We start from the raw sequence: 18,959 nt of genomic DNA on the forward strand, positions 1-18,959 counted from the left end.
TCGCCATTGGGAGCACGCGTCATGCTGACCCGTCTCTACGGCGGCCATGTCGTCGACCCGGTCAATGGCGTCGATGGCGTCGGCGACCTCTATTTCGAGGACGGCCGCATCGTCGCGCCGCCCGAGGGACGGTCGGCGGACGTCGAGCATGACGTCTCCGGCCATATCGTCATGGCCGGCGCCATAGACATCCACTCCCATATCGCCGGCGGCGGCGTGAACACCGCCCGCCTGCTGCTGCCGGAGGCGCATCGCGCCCATCGGCCGCGGCCCGCCAACACGCCGCTGTCGACGGCCGGCTGGTCCACCTTCGAGACCGGCCGCCTCTATGCGCAAATGGGCTACACGACGGTCATAGAGCCGGCCGTGTCGCCTCATCACGCGCTGCACGCCCATCTCGAGCTCGCCGATATTCCGATCATCGACAAGGGCTTCCTGACGGTGCTCGGCAATGAGGATTTCCTCCTCTCCGCCTTCCGCGACGGCGCGACTCAGGATTCGGTGGTCGATTACATCGGCGCCACGCTCGAGGCGACGCGCGCGATCGGCGTCAAATGCGTGAACGCCGGCGGCGTCGACGCCTTCAAGCAGAATATCCGCCATTTCTCGCTCGACGATGTGGTGCCGGAATATGGCCTCTCCTCGCGCGAGATTTTCCAGACCTTGCAGCGGGCGGTGAACGCCACCAAGATCCGCCATCCGCTGCATCTGCACATGAATAATCTCGGGCTGCCCGGCAATGTCGAGACGGCGCTGGCGACGATCGACTCCTCGCAGGGCCTGCCGCTGCATCTCGCCCATGTGCAATTCTACGCCTATGGCACAGAGGGCAAGAACGGCTTCTCCTCGGCGGCGGCGCGATTCGCCGAGAAGATCAACGCCAATAAGAATGTCACCGTCGACGTCGGTCAGGTGATGTTCGCCGACATCGTCACGATCTCTTCCGATGTGATGAAGCAGTTCAACAGCCTGCCCGGCGGCCGGCCGAAGAAGGGCGTCATCTTCGACGGCGACTCCAATGGCCTCGGCGTCGTGCCCTATTCCTACCGCGTGTCGGACTTCTTCAATGCGGTGCAATGGGCGGCGGGCCTCGAGCTGTTCCTGCTCTGCGATGATCCGATGCAGGTGTTCTTCACCACCGATCATCCCAATGGCGCGCCCTTCACCACCTATCCGGAAGTCTTCGCTCTGCTGATGAGCGCCGACAAGCGCGCACAATATTGCTCGCGCCTGCCGGCCGATGTGCTGGAGCTGACCAATCTTCCGGCGCTGAAGCGCGAATATTCCTTCTATGAGATCGCGACCATGACCCGCGCGGCGCCGCGCAAGCTCTATGGCTTCGAGGATCGCGGCCAATTGGGCGCGGGCTCGGTCGCCGATATTGCGGTCTACAAGCCGCAGCCCGACAAAGCGGCGATGTTCCGCAGCGCCGCCTATGTCTTCAAGGATGGCAATCTCGTCGTGCGCGACGGCAAAGTCTCGCATTACACCAAGGGAAGGACGCTGCGCGTGCGGCCCGAATACGATCGCAAGATCAACAGTCGCCTCGACAAATATTACGACGGCCTCTACGGCCTGCCGCGCTCCCTATTCGAGGTGCAGGATGCGGCGCTCCCCAACGCGGACGCCTTCGCGGAGGTTCCATGCCGCAGCTGATCCGCAAGGGAATTCGCATCGACGAGAGCTTCGCCGAAGCCTTTCCGATGACCGGCTCCGGCGTGGTCGTCACCGCGCCGACCCGCAAATGGGCCATGCAGGCCGCGACCACCATGACCGGCTATGCGACGTCGGTCATCGGCTGCGACTGCGAGGCCGGCATAGACTGCGAATTGTCGACGCGCGAGACGCCGGACGGACGTCCGGGCGTGCGCGTGCTGCTCTTCGGCTTCTCGCCCAAGAGCGTCGAGAAGGCGCTGGTCAATCGCATCGGCCAATGCGTGCTGACCTGTCCCGGCTCGGCCGTCTTCTCCGCCTTCGACGGCGAGGCGAAGATCAAGGTCGGCGACTCCATGCGCCAATTCGGCGACAAATGGCAGATTTCCAAGGCGATCGACGGCCGCCGCTACTGGCGCGTGCCGGTGATGGACGGCGAGTTCCTGGTGGAATCTTCCGTCGGCCTCACCAAGAAATCGGTCGGCGGCGGCAATCTGCTCATCATGGGCGAGGATTGGGCCAAGACGATGCGCGCGACCGAAGCCGCCGTGGAGGCCGTCCATGCGACGCCCGACGCCATCGCCCCCTTCCCCGGCGGCGTGGTGCGCTCCGGCTCCAAGGTCGGCTCGAAATATAAGGGCATGGGCGCCTCGACCAATGACGCCTATTGTCCGACGCTGCGCGGCGCGACCAATAGCGCGCTCGACGCCGACATCGGCTGCGTGCTGGAGATCGTCATCGACGGCCTCACCAGCGAGGCGGTCGCAGCGGGGATGCGCGCCGGCTTGAAGGCGATCATCGCGCTCGGCCCCAAGCAGGGCGCCAAGCGCGTCGGCGCCGGCAATTACGGCGGGAAACTCGGCCCCTTCCACTATCATTTGAAGGATCTCGTGTAAGTGAAGCCGCTTCTCTTCACGCTGAAAGCCGAGCCCGACCAGCGGCTCGACCTCTCGCCCCTGACGCCCGATCGGCTCGTCGGCCGCTCGGCGAAGGAAATCGAGTCCCTTTCCATCGGCACGACGCGCAAGAGCGTGGCGGTCGGCGATATCTTCAAGGTCAAGCTCGGCGACGCGACCTCGGTGCGCTTCGACGGCGGCTCCGATCGCTTCGATCTTCTCGGCGCCAAGCTGCTGCCGGGCTTCGAGATTCATGTCGAGGGCGATGTCGGCGCGCAGCTCGGCCGCGCGGCCAAGGGCGGAACCATCACGGTCGCCGGCGACGCCGGCCCCTATGTCGCCTCGCAATCCGCGGGCGCGAATATCGATATTTACGGTGACGCCGGGGATTTCCTGGGCGCGCCGCTGGCAGGCGAGATCCCCGGCATGTCCGGCGGCCGCGTCGTCGTGCGCGGCAGCGTCGGCGCGCGTTGCGGAGATCGGCTGCGCCGCGGCATCATCATCGTCGAGGGCGACGCGGGCGAGGATTTGGGCGCTAGAGCCATCGCCGGCACGATCATCGTGCTGGGGACGGCCGAGGGCGAGCGCATCGGCTATCTCAACAAGCGCGCGTCCATCGTGCTCTCCGAGCAGCGCGAGCTCGGACCGACTTACGTGGATTGCGGCGCGCATAATCTCGGCTTCGCCAAGCTCTTCGCCAAATCTCTCGCGGCAGAGAGCCGCGGCGCCTCGCGCCTGCTCTCCGGCCGCCTGCAACGCTTCGCCGGCGACACGGCGGTATTCGGCAAGGGCGAGGTGCTGCTGCCGGCGTGAGGCACGCGCAGCAGCATCCGAAGCGCCGACATCGAACCATCAGCCGTCCGACGCGCGCTCGCGCCCTTGCGCTGCGTGTTGCGTTCGGCCTTCTTCCAGCCCGGACGCGAGCGTCGCGAGCAGCGCCCGCGCCGCGGCAATGTTCTCGACCTGCATTTTCGCCGATAGAGCGTCCATCCACTCGGCTTGCAGTTTCATCACCTCTCGATACGCCGCCGCGCCCTGCGGCGTAGGGCCGAGCAGCTTGGCGCGCGCGTGCTTCGGATTGGGGCTGTAGAGCGCAAAACCCTCCCGCGCCAGCTCGTCGCCCAAACGCTGGACGCCCTGCCGGCTCTGCGACAGGCGGCGGCCGATTTCCGCTATGGTCGCCGCTCGGTGGACGATGACGCCCATGACCTGCCAACGGGCGGCGGTCAGGCCAAAGGGCGCGGTGAGCCTATTGCCGAACTCCGTCAGGCGGCCCGCGGTCAGCAATATCTCCCATACGAGCCCGCTCAGGGCTTCGCCGCGTGAAGTCGGCATGATCGATCCTCCCTGAACAGCCTGGATATTGACAATATACTGTCAAAATGCAAAAAGACAGTATGTTGTCAATGGAGAGCGCCATGACTCCGGCGGAGCTCGTCGAAGGCCTGTATGAGGATTGTCTGAATAAACGCCAGCTCGACCGGCTTGCCGAATATCTCGCCGCGGAATTCATCGGCGCGAATGGCGAAAGCGGCCCCGAGGGCTTCCGGCGGACGATCGAGCGCATCGTCTCTGCGTTTCCCGACCTCCGATTCGAGATCGAGGATTTGTTCGCGGCCGACGAAAAAGTGTGCTTGCGATGGCGTTTTCAGGCGGCGCAGCTCGGGCCGCTGGCCGGCGTCGCTCCTTCCGGCAAAACCGTCGTTCAAGAGGGGATCGCCATCTATCACGCCGCCGGCGGCAAGCTCTCCCGAGCATGGCTGCAGGTCGATCGATTGGGCGTCTTGCAGCAGATCGGAGCGGTGACGCTTTGACCGCGCCCGCCGCCGCCAGCCTCATATGGGAGGATTGCCCGATCGCAGCCGCGCCGGGCCGCCGCGGCGAACGACCTTCCTCTCGAAACTTCCATAGGTTGCGGCGACGTCGGGAAGATTTGACGACACGCCGTCTCAAATTGCCGAATTGCGTGGGGCAGAGCTTCATGCTAGTCAATCGCCTAGCTCAAACCTGCCGGCTCATGCGGCCAAGCGCAAAGCAGCGAGAAGCGGGATGAGACATTCGCCTCGAAAGGGCGATTTCTTCGAACGGAGGAGATGAACATGGCCTGGACCGCCCCGGTGATCGTCGAAGTCTGCGTCGGCATGGAAATCACCAGCTACGAATCCGCCGAAATCTGAACGGATTTCGTGCTCGCCGCTTCTCTCGTGAAGCGGCCGAATTCAGCGAGCCGGTAGGAAGACCGCTCTCCTAACGGAGGCGACCTTCTTACCGGCTCGTAATTTTTTGGTGCGCCATCGCCTGAGGCGGTCGGGCGCTGCACGCTCCCGCCCTACGCCATAATGCGCGAACGCTCGCGTCGGCGCCTCTCGCGCGACGCATGCGACCTCTTCGCACGCGACCTCTCCTCATGCGCGATCTCGACAATCGCACGCCGCCGGCGTTACGCTCGCAGTGAGACGGCCGAGCTTTTCATCGCGCCATCGCATCGAAGTGAGAAAAGACACGACCGGCCCGCGGCGGGCGCCGGCGTCGTCGAGGAGGCCACATATGAATATGATCGTCCGCAATCTCGTCGGATCGCAGGATGCGTCCGTCCGCTCGGCAGCCTATCGCACCATCTGGCGCTGGCATTTCTATGCGGGACTGTTCTGCCTGCCCTTCGTCGTCGTGCTGTCGCTCAGCGGCGCGGTCTATCTCTTCAAGCCGCAAATCGACGCCTGGCTCGACCGGCCCTACGACCATATGGCGCTGAATGGCGCGCCGCAATCGCTCGACGCGCAAGTGGCGGCGGCGCAGGCCGCTCTGCCCGACGCGCGGCTGACCGCGCTCGAGCTGCGCGCCGATCCGGCCGACGCCGCCCGTGTGACCTTCATGACCGGGCGCCGCGGCTCCGAAGATTTCGCGATCCAGCGCGTGCTGGTGCGTCCCGACACGCTGGAAATTCTCGCCATTCAGGACGACAAATATCGCCCCTCGCAGCTCGCCTCCGCCATTCACGGCGATCTGCTGCTGGGGACGCCCGGCCATGTGCTGCTGGAGCTCGCCGGCGCCTGGGCCATCATCATGATCGTCAGCGGCCTCTATCTCTGGTGGCCGCGCGACGCGAAAGGTCTGGCCGGCGTCGCCTATCCACGCCTCGCCGAGGGCGGCCGAATTTTCTGGCGCGACCTCCACGCCGTCACCGGCCTGTGGGTGTCGTTTTTCGCTCTGTTCCTGCTCGTCACGGCGCTGCCCTGGACATTGGTCTGGGGCGAGAGCTTCCGCTATGTGCGCAATATCGGCGAGACGATGCTCGTCCATCCCGATTGGACGACGGGGCCCGCAGACGCGCGGGAGCAGCGCAAGGAGCAGTTCCAGCAAGCCGCGCCCGCGCCGAGCGAACATGCGGAGCACCATGCGCATCACGCCGCCGCCGGCGACGCGGCGACGCGCGTCGGTTTCGATCGAATCGCGCCGATCGCGGCCGGGCTCGGCCTCGCCGAGCCGGTGATGATCTCGCCGCCAGGACCGGAGGGCGCCGCTTGGAAGGTCCAATCGCGAACGCAGAACCGCCCGCTGCGCAGGACGATCGAATTCGACCCGGCGAGCTTCGAGCAATTGCGCGAGACGGGCTTCGCCACGTCTCCGCTCATCGACCGCATCTTCGGAATCGGCGTCGCCGCGCATGAGGGGCAGCTGTTCGGCTGGCTCAATCAGCTGCTCGGCTTGCTGACTGTCGTCGCCTATCTGCTGCTCGTGGTCTCTTCCGTCGTTTTATGGTGGCGGCGGCGCCCGCGCGGCGCCCTGGGCGCGCCGCCGGCCTTCTCGCCCGAGCCGCGCCTCGCCCCTTTCATGCTGAGCCTCATCCTCGCCCTCGGCCTCTTCCTGCCGACGCTCGGCCTGTCTCTCCTCGCCGTGCTCGCGGCGGAAACGGTCATCCGCCGCGCTTTTCCGGGCGCGAGCCGCTGGCTCGGATTGCGCCCGATCGGCGCCGCGCGCCAACCCTAGCTGCGAAGTATGATTTTATGAGAGCCGGGCTTGCCGGCTCTCATAAATCGATACAGGATGCGCCCGCCGGAGCCCCAGCTCCGACTACGAGAAACGGCGGACCATCATGACTTCCACCATAAAAATTTCCGCGCTGGTCGGATTTGCGGCTGCGGGATTGTGCCTCGCCGCGAACGCTGTCGCGGCCGGCGCCGACGCCGCGCTCCTTTCCGACGCCAAGCGCATTTTCGCGCCTCTGCCGGCCGCGCCGAGCGCCAAAACGGATCAGGCCGAGCTCGGCCGACGGCTGTTCTTCGAGACCAGAGTTTCCGCCGACGGCAATGTGAGCTGCTCGCACTGCCATCTTCCCGACAAGCAGGGCTCGGACGGATTGCCCAAATCCTTCGGCGTGTTCGGCAAGATCAACCCGCGCAATGCGCCGACGATCTTCAACGCAGCGCTGCAATTCAAGGCGCATTGGCGCGGCGATCGCGAGACGATCGAGGAGCAGGCCGAAAAATCGCCGACCGGCGCGGTGAGCTTCGGCAATCCCGATTTCGCGACCGTGATCGCCAAGCTGAAATCCATCCCCGGCTATACGGAGGCCTTCGCCAAGGCCTTCCCCGGCGAGGCCGATCCGGTGACGCAGAAAAACTGGGGCAAGGCGCTCGGCGTCTATGAACGCACGCTGCCGCAGCCGACGCGCTTCGACGCCTTTCTGAATGGCGACGCCAAGGCGCTGACCCCGGCCGAGCAGGCGGGATTGCGCAAATTCATCGATATCGGCTGCGTCGGCTGTCACGACGGCGTCGGCATAGGCGGAGACAAATTCGCCAAATTCGGCGTCGTCGAGGATTATTGGAAGGAGACCGGCTCCAAGGACCCGGACAAGGGCCGCGCCGATGTGACCAAGAGTGACGCCGATCTCTATGTCTTCAAGGTTCCGAGCCTGCGCAATGTCGCCAAGACCGGCCCCTATTTCCACGATGGCTCCGTCGCCGAACTGCCCAAGACCGTGCGCGTGATGGCCAAGGTCCAATTGGGCGCCGATCTTACCGACAAGGATGTGGAGGCGATCACGGCCTTCCTCGGCGCGCTGACGCAGCCCGTGCCGGCGCATTATTCCGCGCTCACGCCCTTCCCGGACGACGCGGCGAAAAAATAACGATACGAAAGCCCTCAAAAAAAGCGGCGGCCCCGAATTTCGGGGCCGCCTTTTTGGTTCTCAGCCTTCTTCGTCCGTGTCGATGTCGCCGTCGATGAGGCCGGCGACGTCGTCGTCTTCCTCTTCCTCATTCTCGAGGAAGGTGTCGTCCTCCTCGGCCGCATCGTCGATTTCGACATCCTCGTCCACGTCGATCGCCTCGGCCTTGTTCTCGCTGGCCTCGACCTCGTCGAGAGAAACGATCTCGGCGTCCTTCTCGCCCTCGGCCGCCTCATCGGGATCGGCATGGCGCGCGGCGATTCGCGACGTCACGACATGGAAAATCGCTCCGCACTTCGGGCAGACGACGGGGTCCTTGTTCAGATCGAAGAATTTGACGCCACAAGACTGACATTGGCGCTTGGCGCCGAGTTCGGGTTTGGCCACGGTCCTTGCATCCTCGAGATAGAGCGGCGTGGGACCGCCCGTGGGGAACTTTGGTCGGGCGCTCGGTTAGTTTGCCCTTGCCCGGCTGTCAAATGAGAAATGGAACGCGAGCCTGTCAAGCGGCTCGCGCCGAAAAGCCCTGGTTTGCACGGCGAATCGCCGAAAACCATGTATTTTGCGCCGCGCCGGCCGCTCGAGGGCCATTGCCAAGCGCGGCGCGACTTGGCATATCTGCTCCGTCGCGGGTGTAGCTCAATGGTAGAGCAGCAGCCTTCCAAGCTGAATACGAGGGTTCGATTCCCTTCACCCGCTCCAGCTTTTGCTCCGCAGCTCATCGCCCATTCTTCTGCGGCGTGCGCATCGCCGCCAGCAGCGCCTCGCCCAGCGCGCCTGCGCCCTTTTGCGGCTCCGGCTGACGCATCTGGCGCGGGCTCGGGCCGCCGGCCTCGCGGCGCTGACCGCCCGACGGCGCCTGGCGCTGATCGGGCGTGTCGTCGAGCCGCATGGTGAGCGAGATGCGCTTGCGCGGCGCGTCGATCTCCAGCACCTTCACCTTGACGATATCGCCGGGCTTGGCCGCCTGCCGCGGGTCCTTGATGAAGGTCTTGGACATTGCGGAGATGTGGACGAGCCCGTCCTGATGCACGCCAATATCCACAAAGGCGCCGAAGGCCGCGACATTGGTGACGACGCCCTCGAGAATCATGCCGGGCTTCAGGTCCGAAATCTTCTCCACGCCCTCCTGGAAGGTCGCGGTCTTGAACGCCGGGCGCGGATCGCGGCCGGGCTTTTCCAGCTCGGCGAAAATGTCGGTGACGGTCGGCAGGCCGAAACTCTCGTCGACGAATTGCTTAGGGTTCAGCTTGCGCAGCTCCGTCGCATTGCCGATGAGCTGCTTTATGTCGGTCTTGGCCGCCGCGATGATGCGCCGCACCACCGGATAGGCCTCCGGATGCACGCCGGAACGATCGAGCGGATCGTCGCCGTCGACGATGCGCAGAAAGCCCGCGCTCTGCTCGAAGGCCTTCGGCCCGAGACGCGGCACTTTCTTCAAGCTTTCGCGCGTGCGGAAAGGACCATTGGCGTCGCGATGCGCGACGATATTGGAGGCCAGCAATTCGCCGACGCCCGACACGCGCGCCAGCAGCGGCGCGGAGGCGGTGTTGACGTCGACGCCGACGGCGTTCACGCAATCCTCGACGACGGCGTCGAGCGAGTGGGAGAGCTTCACCTCGGAAACATCGTGCTGATATTGGCCGACGCCGATGGCTTTCGGCTCGATCTTCACCAGCTCGGCGAGCGGGTCTTGCAGGCGGCGCGCGATGGAGGCGGCTCCGCGTAGCGTCACATCGAGATCGGGCAATTCGCGCGCGGCGTATTCCGACGCGGAATAGACGGACGCGCCCGCCTCCGAGACGACGATTTTGGTGAGCTTCAGCTCCGGGAATTTGGAGATCAATTCGCCGGCGAGCTTGTCGGTCTCGCGCGAGGCCGTGCCATTGCCGATGGCGATGAGTTCTATCGCGTGCTCGCGCGCGAGCTTGGCGAGAATGGAGAGGGATTCGTCCCAGCGGCGCTGCGGCTCGTGCGGATAAATGGCCGTCGTCGCGACGATCTTGCCGGTCTTGTCGATGACGGCGACTTTCACGCCGGTGCGAAAGCCCGGATCGAGGCCGAGCGTCGCGCGCGCGCCGGCGGGCGCGGCGAGCAGAAGATCGCGCAAATTGGCGGCGAAGACGCGAATGGCTTCATCTTCCGCGAAGCGCCACAGACGCGTGCGCAGATCGACGGAAAGATGCAATTCGATCTTGGTGCGCCAGGCCCAGCGAACAGTGTCGAGCAGCCAGCGATCGCCCGGACGGCTGCGATCGGCGATGGCGAAACGCTGCGCGATCTGGCCCTCATAGCCGACGGCGCCTTCGCTCGGCTCGGGGAGCATTTCGAGATCGAGCATCTCCTCCTTCTCGCCGCGGAACATCGCCAATATACGATGCGAGGGAAGCTTTACCAGCGGCTCGGAGAAATCGAAATAATCGGAGAATTTCGCGCCCGCCGTCTCCTTGCCCGCGCGCAGTTTCGATTTCATCAGGCCCTGCGTCCAGAAGGTCTCGCGCAGGCGGCCGATGAGATCGGCGTCTTCTGCGAATCTCTCGACGAGAATAGCGCGCGCGCCCTCGAGCGCCGCGGTCGCATCGGCGACATTCTTCTCGGCGTTCACGAAAGGCTCGGCCTGCGTCTTCGGCTCGCGCTCGGGATGGCCGAGCAGAGCTTCGGCGAGCGGCGCCAGGCCGGCCTCGATCGCGATCTGCGCCTTGGTGCGGCGCTTGGGCTTATAGGGAAGATAAATATCCTCGAGCCGCGCTTTATTATCGGCGTCCATGATCGTGGCGCGCAGCGCGTCGTCGAGCTTTCCCTGCGCTTCGATCGAATCGAGAATGGCTTTGCGGCGATCCTCGAGCTCGCGCAAATAGCGCAGGCGCTCGTCGAGATGGCGCAATTGCGTGTCGTCGAGCTGGCCGGTCGCCTCTTTGCGATAGCGCGCGATGAAGGGCACTGTCGAACCTTGATCGAGCAGAGCGACGGCCGCCTCCACCTGCCAGGGTTTTGCGGAGAGCTCCGTGCTGATTCGTTCGACGATCGACGCCATGCGCAATCCTTGCCGTCGGTTGATGGGACCGCGTTTCTAGCGTTCGGCGGCGCGCCAAGTCAAAAGCGAAATATCGACGGCGAAATTCTGTGGACATCCCCTTCGATTCATTTGCGCGAATCGGGGAGATGCGGATGGTCCGGCCAGCAGCTTCGCTGTTCGATCTCGAGCCGCGCGTTCGTCGCCGCGCCGAGCCAGGCCGGAACCTTTTCGAGGCGCGCGAGATAATTGGTCGGAAAATTTTGCGGATCGGTCTTGCGCCAGCCGGTGAGCAGGTCGCAATCCGATATTGCGAAGGCCGGCGCGACCAGCGCGCGTTTGATCTCCATCCCAGGCGTGGTCGCGGAGACGATCACGATGATCGATATTGCGCTGGCGAGAATTCCGCCGTCGCGCGGCGTCGCTACGGCGATGCGGACGAAAGCGAAGGCCAGCACGAAGAGCGCTGGCACGGAGGCGCGCATCGCGAGATCATTGTTGGGGCCGAAATAATAGAAGGGCAGCGCCAGCAGAACGACGACCGCCGCGCCGATCAATGCGCGATCGCTTTTCGCGATTGCGTCGCGCGCGGCGACGAGGATCGCCACATGCGGAATCTCGACGAGAATGAAGGCGGGATAGAGCAGCGCGAATCCCGGAAGCGCCACGAGCCAGCCGTGCTTGACCGATTCCGCGTCGATCGTCAGATAGAGCGCGACCGGCAGAAAAGCGAGGCCCGCCATGACCGCCGCTATGTTGCGCGACGAGAAGAGCGCAGGTCCGAGACGCAGCGCGCAAAAGCCGATGAGCGGCGCGGCGCCCACGGCGGCGAGCGGCGACCACAGCAGCGACGCTGCGAAGAGAATGGCGACGATGGAAAGATCGATCTCGCCGCGCGCCAGCAGCAGCAGCAGCAGAGCCGCCCACCAGCCCGGCAGCGCATGATTGGGCACCCAGAATAGTTGCGTGACATGCGAGGAATATTGGATCGACGAATTCCACCATTCGAGATGGTCCGACAGATCGAGCCCGTTTCGTAGAAGCTGCGGCGCGATGTCGAGGCCGCTGAACAGGATGAACAGCGCGAGAAAGGGCGCCGCGCGCACGCCCGCGAGCTTCACGACGACATAGAGGCAAACGCCCAGCAGCAGCGCATTTTGCGCCAGCATGGCGATATGCGCGCCGGCGAGCCCGGCGTAACGTCCGATCATGGCGGGGAGGAGATACATGCCGAGCGGCGCGCGCAGCAGATAATCCTGCCCATCATAGCGATAGAAGAGCGGAAAGCCTTCGCGCGTCAAATCGGAGAGAACGGCGTCGCGCACCAGCCAATCGAGATTGGCGTAGAAGCGATGCGTCTCGCCGCCTAGCAGCAGCAGAGCGACGGCGAGCGCGAGACAGGCGGCGAGGGTTTTGGCGTCGATCGGCGCGGCGAGCAGGCTGTTCTGCTTCGGCCGAAAGGAGAAGAGCAGAAAGGCGCCATGCGCGCAGCCGACGAGAATGGACGCGGCGGCGCGAAAGCCGAAGGCGAGCGCGGCGTTAGAGAGGAGGAAGACGAGAACGCCGAGCTGCAAGAGCAGCAGATTGCGCAAAGGCGCGCGCGGCGCCGCTCGCGCGGGGGCTTCGTCTTTCGCTTGCAGAGTCGTCGTGGTCATGTCGGCTCAAAAGTTGAGGCGCTCGCGCTCGAACACGACGGGCTTGCGCCGCACCTGTGAATGAATGGCGAGAATATATTCGGCGAGCACGCCTATGGAAAAAAGCTGCACGCCGCCGAAGAAGAAGACGGCGACGATGATCGTCATCACGCCGGGCGGCGCCAGCTGGCGAAAGAAGATCAACCCCAGCGCGAGGCTGACGAAAGCGTAAGCGAGCGCGAGCGCCGCTATGCCGAAACCGAGAAACAGCAGCAGGCGCAAAGGCGCCGGCGTGAAGGTGACGAGCCCATTGAGGCCCTGGTCGACGAGGCGCGGCAGATTGTTGGAGGTGACGCCGCGGCGGCGCTCGACCCAGCGATAGGGAACGCCGACGGCGGTGAAGCCGCATTCGAAGGTCATCATGCGCATGAAAGGATAGGAGTCGTCGATTTGGCGCATGGCCTCGACGACCTTGCGATCGACGAGCTGAAAATCGCCGACGCCGGGCGGCAGCGTGAATTCGGAGAGGCCGGTGAGCATTCGGTAATAGAGGCCGCGCGCCATGCGCATGACGGCGCCCTCCTCGCGAATTTTTCGAACGCCATAGACGATCTCGTTTCCCGCCTCCCAGAGCTGCACGAATTGCGGCAGCAGCTCGGGCGGGTCTTGCAGATCGGCGGGCAGGAACAGCAGGACGGCGTCGCCGCCCGCCGCCATCACGCCGTTGAAATTGGAGCGCATCGGCCCGAAATTGCGGGCGTTGAAAATCACCTTCACGCAAGGGTCCGCCGCGGCGATCTCGCGCAGAATTTCGGCGCTGCGATCCTTGGAGGCGTTGTCGCAGAACACATGCTCGCGGCGATACTCCTTCAGCTCGCCGGCGAAGAGCGCCGCGACGCGCGCATGGCATTCGCGAATATTGAGCTCTTCATTATAGCAGGGCGTGACGATGGAGATGGTCTTCATGCGCCGCCGCCTCCGGCGCGGAAGACGAAGTCGCGATTGAGCAGATAGGAGAGCGTCGCGAGCACGGGCGTCAGCGCCGCCTGAGCAAGGGCCGCATCTGCGCCAAAATGCTCGAGCGCGCGCAGGGCGAGCGCGTCGACGATGAAGAGCGCGGCATAGACGGCGATGAAGCGGCCGAGAAAGCGCGAATCGCTGGAGCCGAAGACGAGGCGGCCGATCGAGAGAAAGTTGAACAGCGCGCCGAGCGCGGTGGAGACGCCGGCCGCGACGATCGAGTCGAGCGTGGCGCGCCAGACGAAATAGAAGATCGCATAGCCGAAAGCCGTGTTCAGCAGGCCGACGACGAAGAATCGCAGCGCCCTTGGGCTCGGCGCGAGAGCGAGCGCCGCCGCGCTCAGCCGGAAGTCACGCTTGTTCTCGGTCAATTCGCTGGTCCGTTCGCTCGGCGTCGCTGCCGCGGCGAATCATGGCTTACGAAAGGTTAACGCTCGGCTTACGCTATCGGCGCCGCGATTCGAATATTGACAAGAGAGCGCGACAGAGTCCGCCTCGCGCCTGCGACGACCGGCCGGCCGCATATGCTGCAAAAAGCGAGATTTGGCAGCCATAGTGTTTGCGACGCGCGAAAGGGCCCATATCTCGAGAGAACAGAGCGTGATTCGCAGAGAGTCAGCGATTCGGCCGCGATTCGTTCGGCCCCTGTTCGAAACGTAAAATAGCGGCATCTTCAGCGTATCAATTCGGAACGATCGCGGCTATCGATTCGGGGCGCGGACGCGCTCGATGGCTCTTGGCGTCATTCCCGACACTCGGGCGACGCCGAACGATCCGAGACTGCCCGCCGGCCGGCGCTCAGGTGACGCGGGCCGGCAGGTGAAATATAACGCGGAGCCATGAGCCCGATGCTCACCGCCGAGAATCGCAACAAGAAGCCGGGCGTGCGACCGTCGACCGCCGGCGTCTCCGCGGTTCTGGGGCCGACCAACACCGGCAAGACTCACCACGCCATAGAGCGAATGCTCTCCTTTCCGACGGGCATGATCGGCCTGCCGCTGCGTCTCCTGGCGCGAGAGGTCTACACGCGCGTCGCCGAGCGGGTGGGGACGGAGAATGTCGCGCTCGTCACCGGCGAGGAGAAGATCAAGCCGCGCGCGCCCAGCTATTGGATCTCGACCGTCGAGGCCATGCCGCGCGATCTCGACGTGGATTTCGTCGCCGTGGACGAAATTCAGCTCGCCGCCGACCTCGACCGCGGCCATGTCTTCACCGATCGCCTGCTGCATTGGCGCGGCCGTGTGGAGACGCTGCTGATCGGCGCGGAAACCATGCGCTCCTTGATTGAGCGGCTGCTGCCGGGCGTTCCCATCTTCACGCGGCCGCGGCTGTCGCATCTCGCCTTCGCCGGCGAGCGCAAGCTCGCGCGGCTGCCGCCGCGCAGCGCCATCGTCGCCTTCTCGGCCGAGGATGTCTACGCCATCGCCGAATGGATCAAGCGTCAGCGCGGCGGCGCGGCGGTGGTGCTGGGCGCGCTGTCGCCGCGCACGCGCAACGCCCAGGTCGATCTGTTTCAGAATGGCGACGTCGATTACATCATCGCCACCGACGCCATCGGCATGGGCCTCAATCTCGATGTCGACCACATCGCCTTCGCCGCCGACCGCAAATTCGACGGCTGGCGCCATCGCCGATTGACGGCGGCGGAAATGGGGCAGATCGCCGGCCGCGCGGGCCGCAATATGAATGACGGGACCTTCGGCAGCACCGGCCGCTGTCCGCCCTTCGACGAGCAGACGGTCGAGGCGCTGGAGAATCATTGGTTCGATCCGCTGGTCGCGCTGCAATGGCGCAATGGCGATCTCGATTTCGATTCGATCGAGGCGCTGATCGCCTCGCTGGAGCGCGCCTCCCCCGACGAATGCCTGCTGCGGGCGCGGACCGCCGAGGATCAGATGGTGCTCGAGGTCGCCGCGCGCGACGAGACTGTGCAGCGCAACACGAAAACAATTGCAGATATTATGAGACTCTGGGATGTGTGCCAGATTCCAGATTATCGCAAGACCTCGCCGGCCGCCCATGCGGAGCTGGCGCTCGCCGTCCATGGCTTTGTGGTGCGCCGCGGATTGATCCCAGGCGATTGGTTCGCAAAGCAAATCGCCGCCGTGGACCGCATCGACGGCGACATTCACACACTGTCCGCACGGCTCGCCCAGGTGCGGACCTGGACCTTTATCGCCAATCGTTCCGGCTGGCTCGAGAATCCAGAGCATTGGCAGAGCGTCGCGCGTCAGGTAGAGGACAGTCTGTCCGACGCGCTGCACGAACGCCTCACGCAGCGTTTCGTCGATCGCCGCACCAGCGTGCTGATGCGCCGCCTGAGAGAGAACGCGATGCTCGAAGCCGAAATCACTACTGCCGGCGACGTTATGGTCGAAGGTCAGCATGTCGGACAGTTGCAGGGATTTCGTTTCACCGCCGATCCGCAGGCGACGGGCGAAGCGGCGAAGGCGCTGAACGCCGCCGCGCAAAAGGCCCTCGCCGGCGAGATAGAGGCGCGCGCCGCCCGCGTCTTCGACGCGGTGGACGACGCTTTTCTGCTCGGCAATGACGGGACCATTCGCTGGCTCGGCGAGCCTGTCGGCAAGATCGCGCCCGGCGCCGCCGTGCTGACCCCGGTGGTTCGCCTGCTCGCCGACGAGCAATTGACGGGCGCGGCGCTGGAGAAAGTGCAGCAGCGCCTCGATCTGTGGCTGGCCCAGCATATAAAGAAGCTGCTCGGCGCGCTGGAGGAGCTGGAAAAGGGCGAGGGGCTCGAGGGCGTTTCCCGCGGCGTTGCCTTTCAGCTGGCCGAGGAGCTCGGCGTGTTGGAGCGCAGCCGCGTCGCGCGCGATATCAAGACGCTCTCCCAGGAGGACCGCGCCGCCCTGCGCAAGAAGGGCGTGCGCTTCGGCGCCTATCACCTCTATCTGCCGCAGCTGTTGAAGCCGGCGCCGCGCTCGCTCGCCGCCCTGCTGTGGGGCTTGAAGCACGGCGGGCTCGACAATCTCAAGGGCCTCGAGGAGGTGCCGCATCTCGCCGCCTCCGGCCGCACCTCCTTCGCCGCCGATCCGGCGATCTCCAAGGGCTTCTATCGCGCCGCGGGCTTTCGCGTCTGCGGCGAGCGCGTTGTGCGCGTCGATATATTGGAGCGGCTCGCCGATCTCATCCGCCCGGCGAGCGCCTATCGTCCCGGCGTGACGGCCGGCGATCCGCCGCCCGGCGCCGCCGATGGCGAGGGTTTCGTCGTCACAGTGGCGATGACCTCGCTCACCGGCTGCGCGGGCGAGGCCTTCGCCTCCATATTGCGCTCGCTCGGCTATCAATCGGCCGAGCGTCAGGGACCGGCGATCACCGTGCCTCTGCTGGCCAAGGCGGCGACCGAGCCGCTCGCGCCGGTTCTGGCCGCCGCCGAGGAGAGCGAAGCGGCCGAGGCGGACGCCATCGTCCTGCCGCCGCAGGAAGAGCCCGCGCCCGTCGCCGAAGAGCCGGCCGCGGAAGCCGCCGCACCGCAAGAGCCGGAGGAGGCCGCGGCACAAGAGCCAGAGGCCGCGGCGCCCGAGGCGGAGGCCGCGGCGGCGAGCGCCGAGGCGGAAGCCACGGAGCCTGTCGGCGCCGAGCCTGCGATTGTCGAGCCTGCCGCCGCCGAGCCGGTTTCGACCGAGCCGGCGCCGATCGAGGTTTGGACCTTGCAGCGCCATGTTCCGCAGGCGCCGCGCCGACGTCCCGGCGGCGCCCCGGGGCAGGAAGAGGGCGGCCGCCCAGCGCGACCCGCCGGCGAGCGCCCCCGCGGCCCGCGGCCTGCCCAAGCCGGCGGCCGTCGTTCGGAACCGGGCGAGGGCGCGCAGGCCGAGCACCGGCCGCGCCCGGACGCCCGCAAGGAGAGCGGCTTTCGTTCCAGCGGCAAGCCTCGCGGAGATCATCCGCGCGGCGATAATCCGCGTGGGGACCGGCCGCCGCGAGACGACCGCCGCCGTGGCAATGGCGGCTATTCCGCGCCGGAACGGCGGGAAAAGGAGCGGCTTCCCGACCCCGACTCGCCCTTCGCCAAACTGTTGGCGCTCAAGGCCGAGCTCGAAAAAAAGGGCAAGAGCTGAAATTTCGCCTCAAATGACTGGCGATGTCGGATTTGCGCCGAAGCGGCCGCCGGGCGACTCGGAGCCTTGCGTCGGCTTGTCAAATCCGGGGCGTTCGGCCTATTGCTGACCTGAGCTTTGGAGCGCCGGCGCTATCGGGCCTCGGGCGAGATTTTGTCCGTAGCCGCCGTCTCGCGAGCTGCGCGGCGTTGGACGAAGGCCTTCCACCGAAAGGCGAGACATGACGAAGATACTGCCGGTCATCATGTGTGGCGGGGCGGGCACGCGCGTATGGCCCGAATCGCGGGAAACTCTCCCGAAACAATTCATTCCGCTCGTCGGCGAGCGCTCGACCTTCCAGACCACCATAGCCACGCTGGCGGACGAGGCTTTCGACAGGCCGGTCGTCATTTCCAACGCCGATTATCGCTTTCTCGTCACCGATCAGCTCGCCGCGATCGGCGCCGCCGCCGATATCGTGCTCGAGCCCATGCGCCGCGATTCGGCCGCCGCCGTCGCCGTCGCCGCCGGAATCGCCGCGCGCCGCTCGCCGCAGCAGATCGTCGTCGTGCTCGCCGCCGATCATGTCGTGCGCGATCCGCAGGGCCTCGTCGCTCTGTGCAAAAAGGCCGCGGCGGCCGCCGCCGACGGCCTCATCGTCACGCTCGGCGTTAAGCCCGACAATCCGGCCACCGGCTATGGCTATATTCGCCCCGGCGAGCGCATCGCCGGCGACGTCGCCGAGCTCGAAGCCTTCGTCGAAAAGCCCGATCGCGAGACCGCGCAGCGCTATATGGACGCCGGCTATTTGTGGAACAGCGGCAATTTCATCTTCCGCGCCGATGTGATGCAGGAAGAGATCGCGCATTTCGAGCCGGCGATTTCCGAGGCCGCCGAAAAAGCGATCGACGCCGGCCGCCGCGATCTCGATTTTCTGGTGCTGGACGCCGAAGCTTTCGCGCGCGCGCCGAAGACCTCCATCGATTACGCCGTGATGGAGAAGACGCGCAAGGCCGCGGTGATCGAGGCCGACATCGGCTGGTCGGACGTCGGCAATTGGCGCGCCGTATGGGAGCTGACCGAGCGCGACGCGCAGGGCAATTCGGTGCGCGGCAATGGCGTCGTGCGCGATTCGCGCAATGTGCATGTGCGCTCGGACGAGATGCTGACCACCGTCGTCGGCGTCGACGACGTCGTGGTGGTGACGACGCAGGACGCCGTGCTGGTGCTGGGTCACGAGCATGGCGACAATGTCAAGCAGCTCGTCGATCAATTGAAGAGCGAGAATCGCCGCGAGGCCGGCGAGCACAAGCGCATCTTCCGCCCCTGGGGCTTTTATCAATCGGTCGATTCGGGCGATCGGCATCAGGTGAAGCGCATTGTGGTGAAGCCCGGCGCGCGGCTGTCGCTGCAAAAGCATTTTCACCGCGCCGAGCATTGGATCGTGGTGAAGGGCACGGCGGAAGTGGGCCGCGATCAGGAGACCTTGCTCGTGCATGAGAACGAGTCGGTCTATCT

The 18,959-nt window shown here is 65.4% G+C and carries 15 protein-coding genes and 1 tRNA gene; 10 read left to right on the plus strand and 6 right to left on the minus strand.

What is annotated here, in order from left to right; genetic code table 11:
- Nucleotides 1–21: 21 nt before the first annotated feature.
- Genes C5689_RS04945 through C5689_RS04955 form a run of 3 tightly spaced genes read left to right on the plus strand, consistent with a single transcriptional unit; the run spans nt 22 to nt 3,362 of the window.
- Nucleotides 22–1,656: a formylmethanofuran dehydrogenase subunit A gene (locus C5689_RS04945; RefSeq protein ID WP_108916152.1), complete on the plus strand. Its 1,635-nt coding sequence runs from the start codon at nt 22–24 to the stop codon at nt 1,654–1,656.
- Entirely contained in the window at nt 1,644–2,549 is a 906-nt protein-coding gene (fhcD, locus tag C5689_RS04950; RefSeq protein WP_108916153.1) for a formylmethanofuran--tetrahydromethanopterin N-formyltransferase, read from the plus strand. The genes C5689_RS04945 and fhcD overlap by 13 nt, the downstream gene beginning before the upstream one ends.
- Complete coding sequence (locus tag C5689_RS04955; protein WP_108916154.1) at nt 2,550–3,362, plus strand: formylmethanofuran dehydrogenase subunit C; 813 nt, start codon at nt 2,550–2,552, stop codon at nt 3,360–3,362.
- A 39-nt stretch (nt 3,363–3,401) separates the two neighbouring features.
- Here C5689_RS04955 and C5689_RS04960 read toward each other — a convergent pair whose 3' ends face one another.
- Nucleotides 3,402–3,884 carry a MarR family winged helix-turn-helix transcriptional regulator gene (locus C5689_RS04960; protein WP_108916155.1) on the minus strand — a complete coding sequence of 161 codons (483 nt, stop codon included), beginning with the start codon at nt 3,882–3,884 and terminating at the stop codon, nt 3,402–3,404.
- Nucleotides 3,885–3,967: 83 nt separating this feature from the next.
- Here C5689_RS04960 and C5689_RS04965 point away from each other — a divergent pair, with 83 nt between their 5' ends.
- The 4 genes from C5689_RS04965 (at nt 3,968) to C5689_RS04980 (ending at nt 7,680) form a co-directional block, all read left to right on the plus strand.
- The gene (locus C5689_RS04965; RefSeq protein ID WP_158271759.1) at nt 3,968–4,363 is read left to right on the plus strand and encodes an ester cyclase; all 396 of its coding nucleotides are present in this window, start codon (nt 3,968–3,970) and stop codon (nt 4,361–4,363) included.
- 285 nt (nt 4,364–4,648) lie between these two features.
- On the plus strand, nt 4,649–4,726 hold the full coding sequence (gene pqqA, locus C5689_RS19070) for a pyrroloquinoline quinone precursor peptide PqqA (RefSeq protein ID WP_099831855.1): 78 nt from the start codon (nt 4,649–4,651) through the stop codon (nt 4,724–4,726).
- A gap of 370 nt (nt 4,727–5,096) precedes the next feature.
- Nucleotides 5,097–6,536 carry a PepSY-associated TM helix domain-containing protein gene (locus C5689_RS04975; RefSeq protein ID WP_108916157.1) on the plus strand — a complete coding sequence of 480 codons (1,440 nt, stop codon included), beginning with the start codon at nt 5,097–5,099 and terminating at the stop codon, nt 6,534–6,536.
- A gap of 106 nt (nt 6,537–6,642) precedes the next feature.
- The gene (locus C5689_RS04980) at nt 6,643–7,680 is read left to right on the plus strand and encodes a cytochrome-c peroxidase (RefSeq protein WP_108916158.1); all 1,038 of its coding nucleotides are present in this window, start codon (nt 6,643–6,645) and stop codon (nt 7,678–7,680) included.
- Between the two features lie 60 nt (nt 7,681–7,740).
- On the opposite strand, the gene C5689_RS04985 is transcribed toward C5689_RS04980, so the two are convergent.
- Nucleotides 7,741–8,106 (minus strand): TIGR02300 family protein, encoded by a 366-nt coding sequence (locus C5689_RS04985; RefSeq protein WP_108916159.1) that lies wholly within the window; start codon nt 8,104–8,106, stop codon nt 7,741–7,743.
- A gap of 241 nt (nt 8,107–8,347) precedes the next feature.
- Here C5689_RS04985 and C5689_RS04990 point away from each other — a divergent pair.
- A tRNA-Gly gene (locus C5689_RS04990) sits at nt 8,348–8,421 on the plus strand.
- A gap of 16 nt (nt 8,422–8,437) precedes the next feature.
- Here C5689_RS04990 and C5689_RS04995 read toward each other — a convergent pair.
- From C5689_RS04995 to C5689_RS05010, 4 genes are all read right to left on the minus strand, one after another.
- On the minus strand, nt 8,438–10,753 hold the full coding sequence (locus C5689_RS04995) for a Tex family protein (protein WP_108916160.1): 2,316 nt from the start codon (nt 10,751–10,753) through the stop codon (nt 8,438–8,440).
- Between the two features lie 107 nt (nt 10,754–10,860).
- Nucleotides 10,861–12,387, minus strand: a complete 1,527-nt coding sequence (locus C5689_RS05000; RefSeq protein ID WP_108916161.1) for a hypothetical protein — start codon at nt 12,385–12,387, stop codon at nt 10,861–10,863.
- A gap of 6 nt (nt 12,388–12,393) precedes the next feature.
- Nucleotides 12,394–13,332, minus strand: coding sequence for a glycosyltransferase family 2 protein (locus C5689_RS05005; RefSeq protein WP_108916162.1), 939 nt, complete (start codon nt 13,330–13,332; stop codon nt 12,394–12,396).
- The gene (locus C5689_RS05010) at nt 13,329–13,757 is read right to left on the minus strand and encodes a GtrA family protein (RefSeq protein WP_108916163.1); all 429 of its coding nucleotides are present in this window, start codon (nt 13,755–13,757) and stop codon (nt 13,329–13,331) included. The genes C5689_RS05005 and C5689_RS05010 overlap by 4 nt, the downstream gene beginning before the upstream one ends.
- Nucleotides 13,758–14,234: 477 nt before the next feature.
- On the opposite strand from C5689_RS05010, the gene C5689_RS05015 reads away from it, so the two are divergent.
- Both C5689_RS05015 and C5689_RS05020 read left to right on the plus strand, forming a co-directional pair.
- Entirely contained in the window at nt 14,235–17,462 is a 3,228-nt protein-coding gene (locus C5689_RS05015; protein WP_108916186.1) for a helicase-related protein, read from the plus strand.
- Nucleotides 17,463–17,682: 220 nt separating this feature from the next.
- The coding region (locus C5689_RS05020) for a mannose-1-phosphate guanylyltransferase/mannose-6-phosphate isomerase (RefSeq protein WP_108916164.1) at nt 17,683–18,959 on the plus strand (1,277 nt) is incomplete at its 3' end.

It is taken from the genome of Methylosinus sporium (assembly GCF_003113265.1).
In the GTDB taxonomy this organism is placed as follows: Bacteria; Pseudomonadota; Alphaproteobacteria; order Rhizobiales; family Beijerinckiaceae; genus Methylosinus; species Methylosinus sporium.

What these genes read in the sequence shown, in the direction of transcription:
- C5689_RS04945 (WP_108916152.1), top strand. Translation starts at nt 22, where the DNA reads ATGCTGACCCGTCTCTACGGCGGCCATGTCGTCGACCCGGTCAATGGC.
- fhcD (WP_108916153.1), top strand. Translation starts at nt 1,644, where the DNA reads ATGCCGCAGCTGATCCGCAAGGGAATTCGCATCGACGAGAGCTTCGCC.
- C5689_RS04960 (WP_108916155.1), bottom strand. Translation starts at nt 3,884, where the DNA reads ATGCCGACTTCACGCGGCGAAGCCCTGAGCGGGCTCGTATGGGAGATA.
- C5689_RS04965 (WP_158271759.1), top strand. Translation starts at nt 3,968, where the DNA reads ATGACTCCGGCGGAGCTCGTCGAAGGCCTGTATGAGGATTGTCTGAAT.
- pqqA (WP_099831855.1), top strand. Translation starts at nt 4,649, where the DNA reads ATGGCCTGGACCGCCCCGGTGATCGTCGAAGTCTGCGTCGGCATGGAA.
- C5689_RS04975 (WP_108916157.1), top strand. Translation starts at nt 5,097, where the DNA reads ATGAATATGATCGTCCGCAATCTCGTCGGATCGCAGGATGCGTCCGTC.
- C5689_RS04980 (WP_108916158.1), top strand. Translation starts at nt 6,643, where the DNA reads ATGACTTCCACCATAAAAATTTCCGCGCTGGTCGGATTTGCGGCTGCG.
- C5689_RS04995 (WP_108916160.1), bottom strand. Translation starts at nt 10,753, where the DNA reads ATGGCGTCGATCGTCGAACGAATCAGCACGGAGCTCTCCGCAAAACCC.
- C5689_RS05000 (WP_108916161.1), bottom strand. Translation starts at nt 12,387, where the DNA reads ATGACCACGACGACTCTGCAAGCGAAAGACGAAGCCCCCGCGCGAGCG.
- C5689_RS05005 (WP_108916162.1), bottom strand. Translation starts at nt 13,332, where the DNA reads ATGAAGACCATCTCCATCGTCACGCCCTGCTATAATGAAGAGCTCAAT.
- C5689_RS05015 (WP_108916186.1), top strand. Translation starts at nt 14,235, where the DNA reads ATGCTCACCGCCGAGAATCGCAACAAGAAGCCGGGCGTGCGACCGTCG.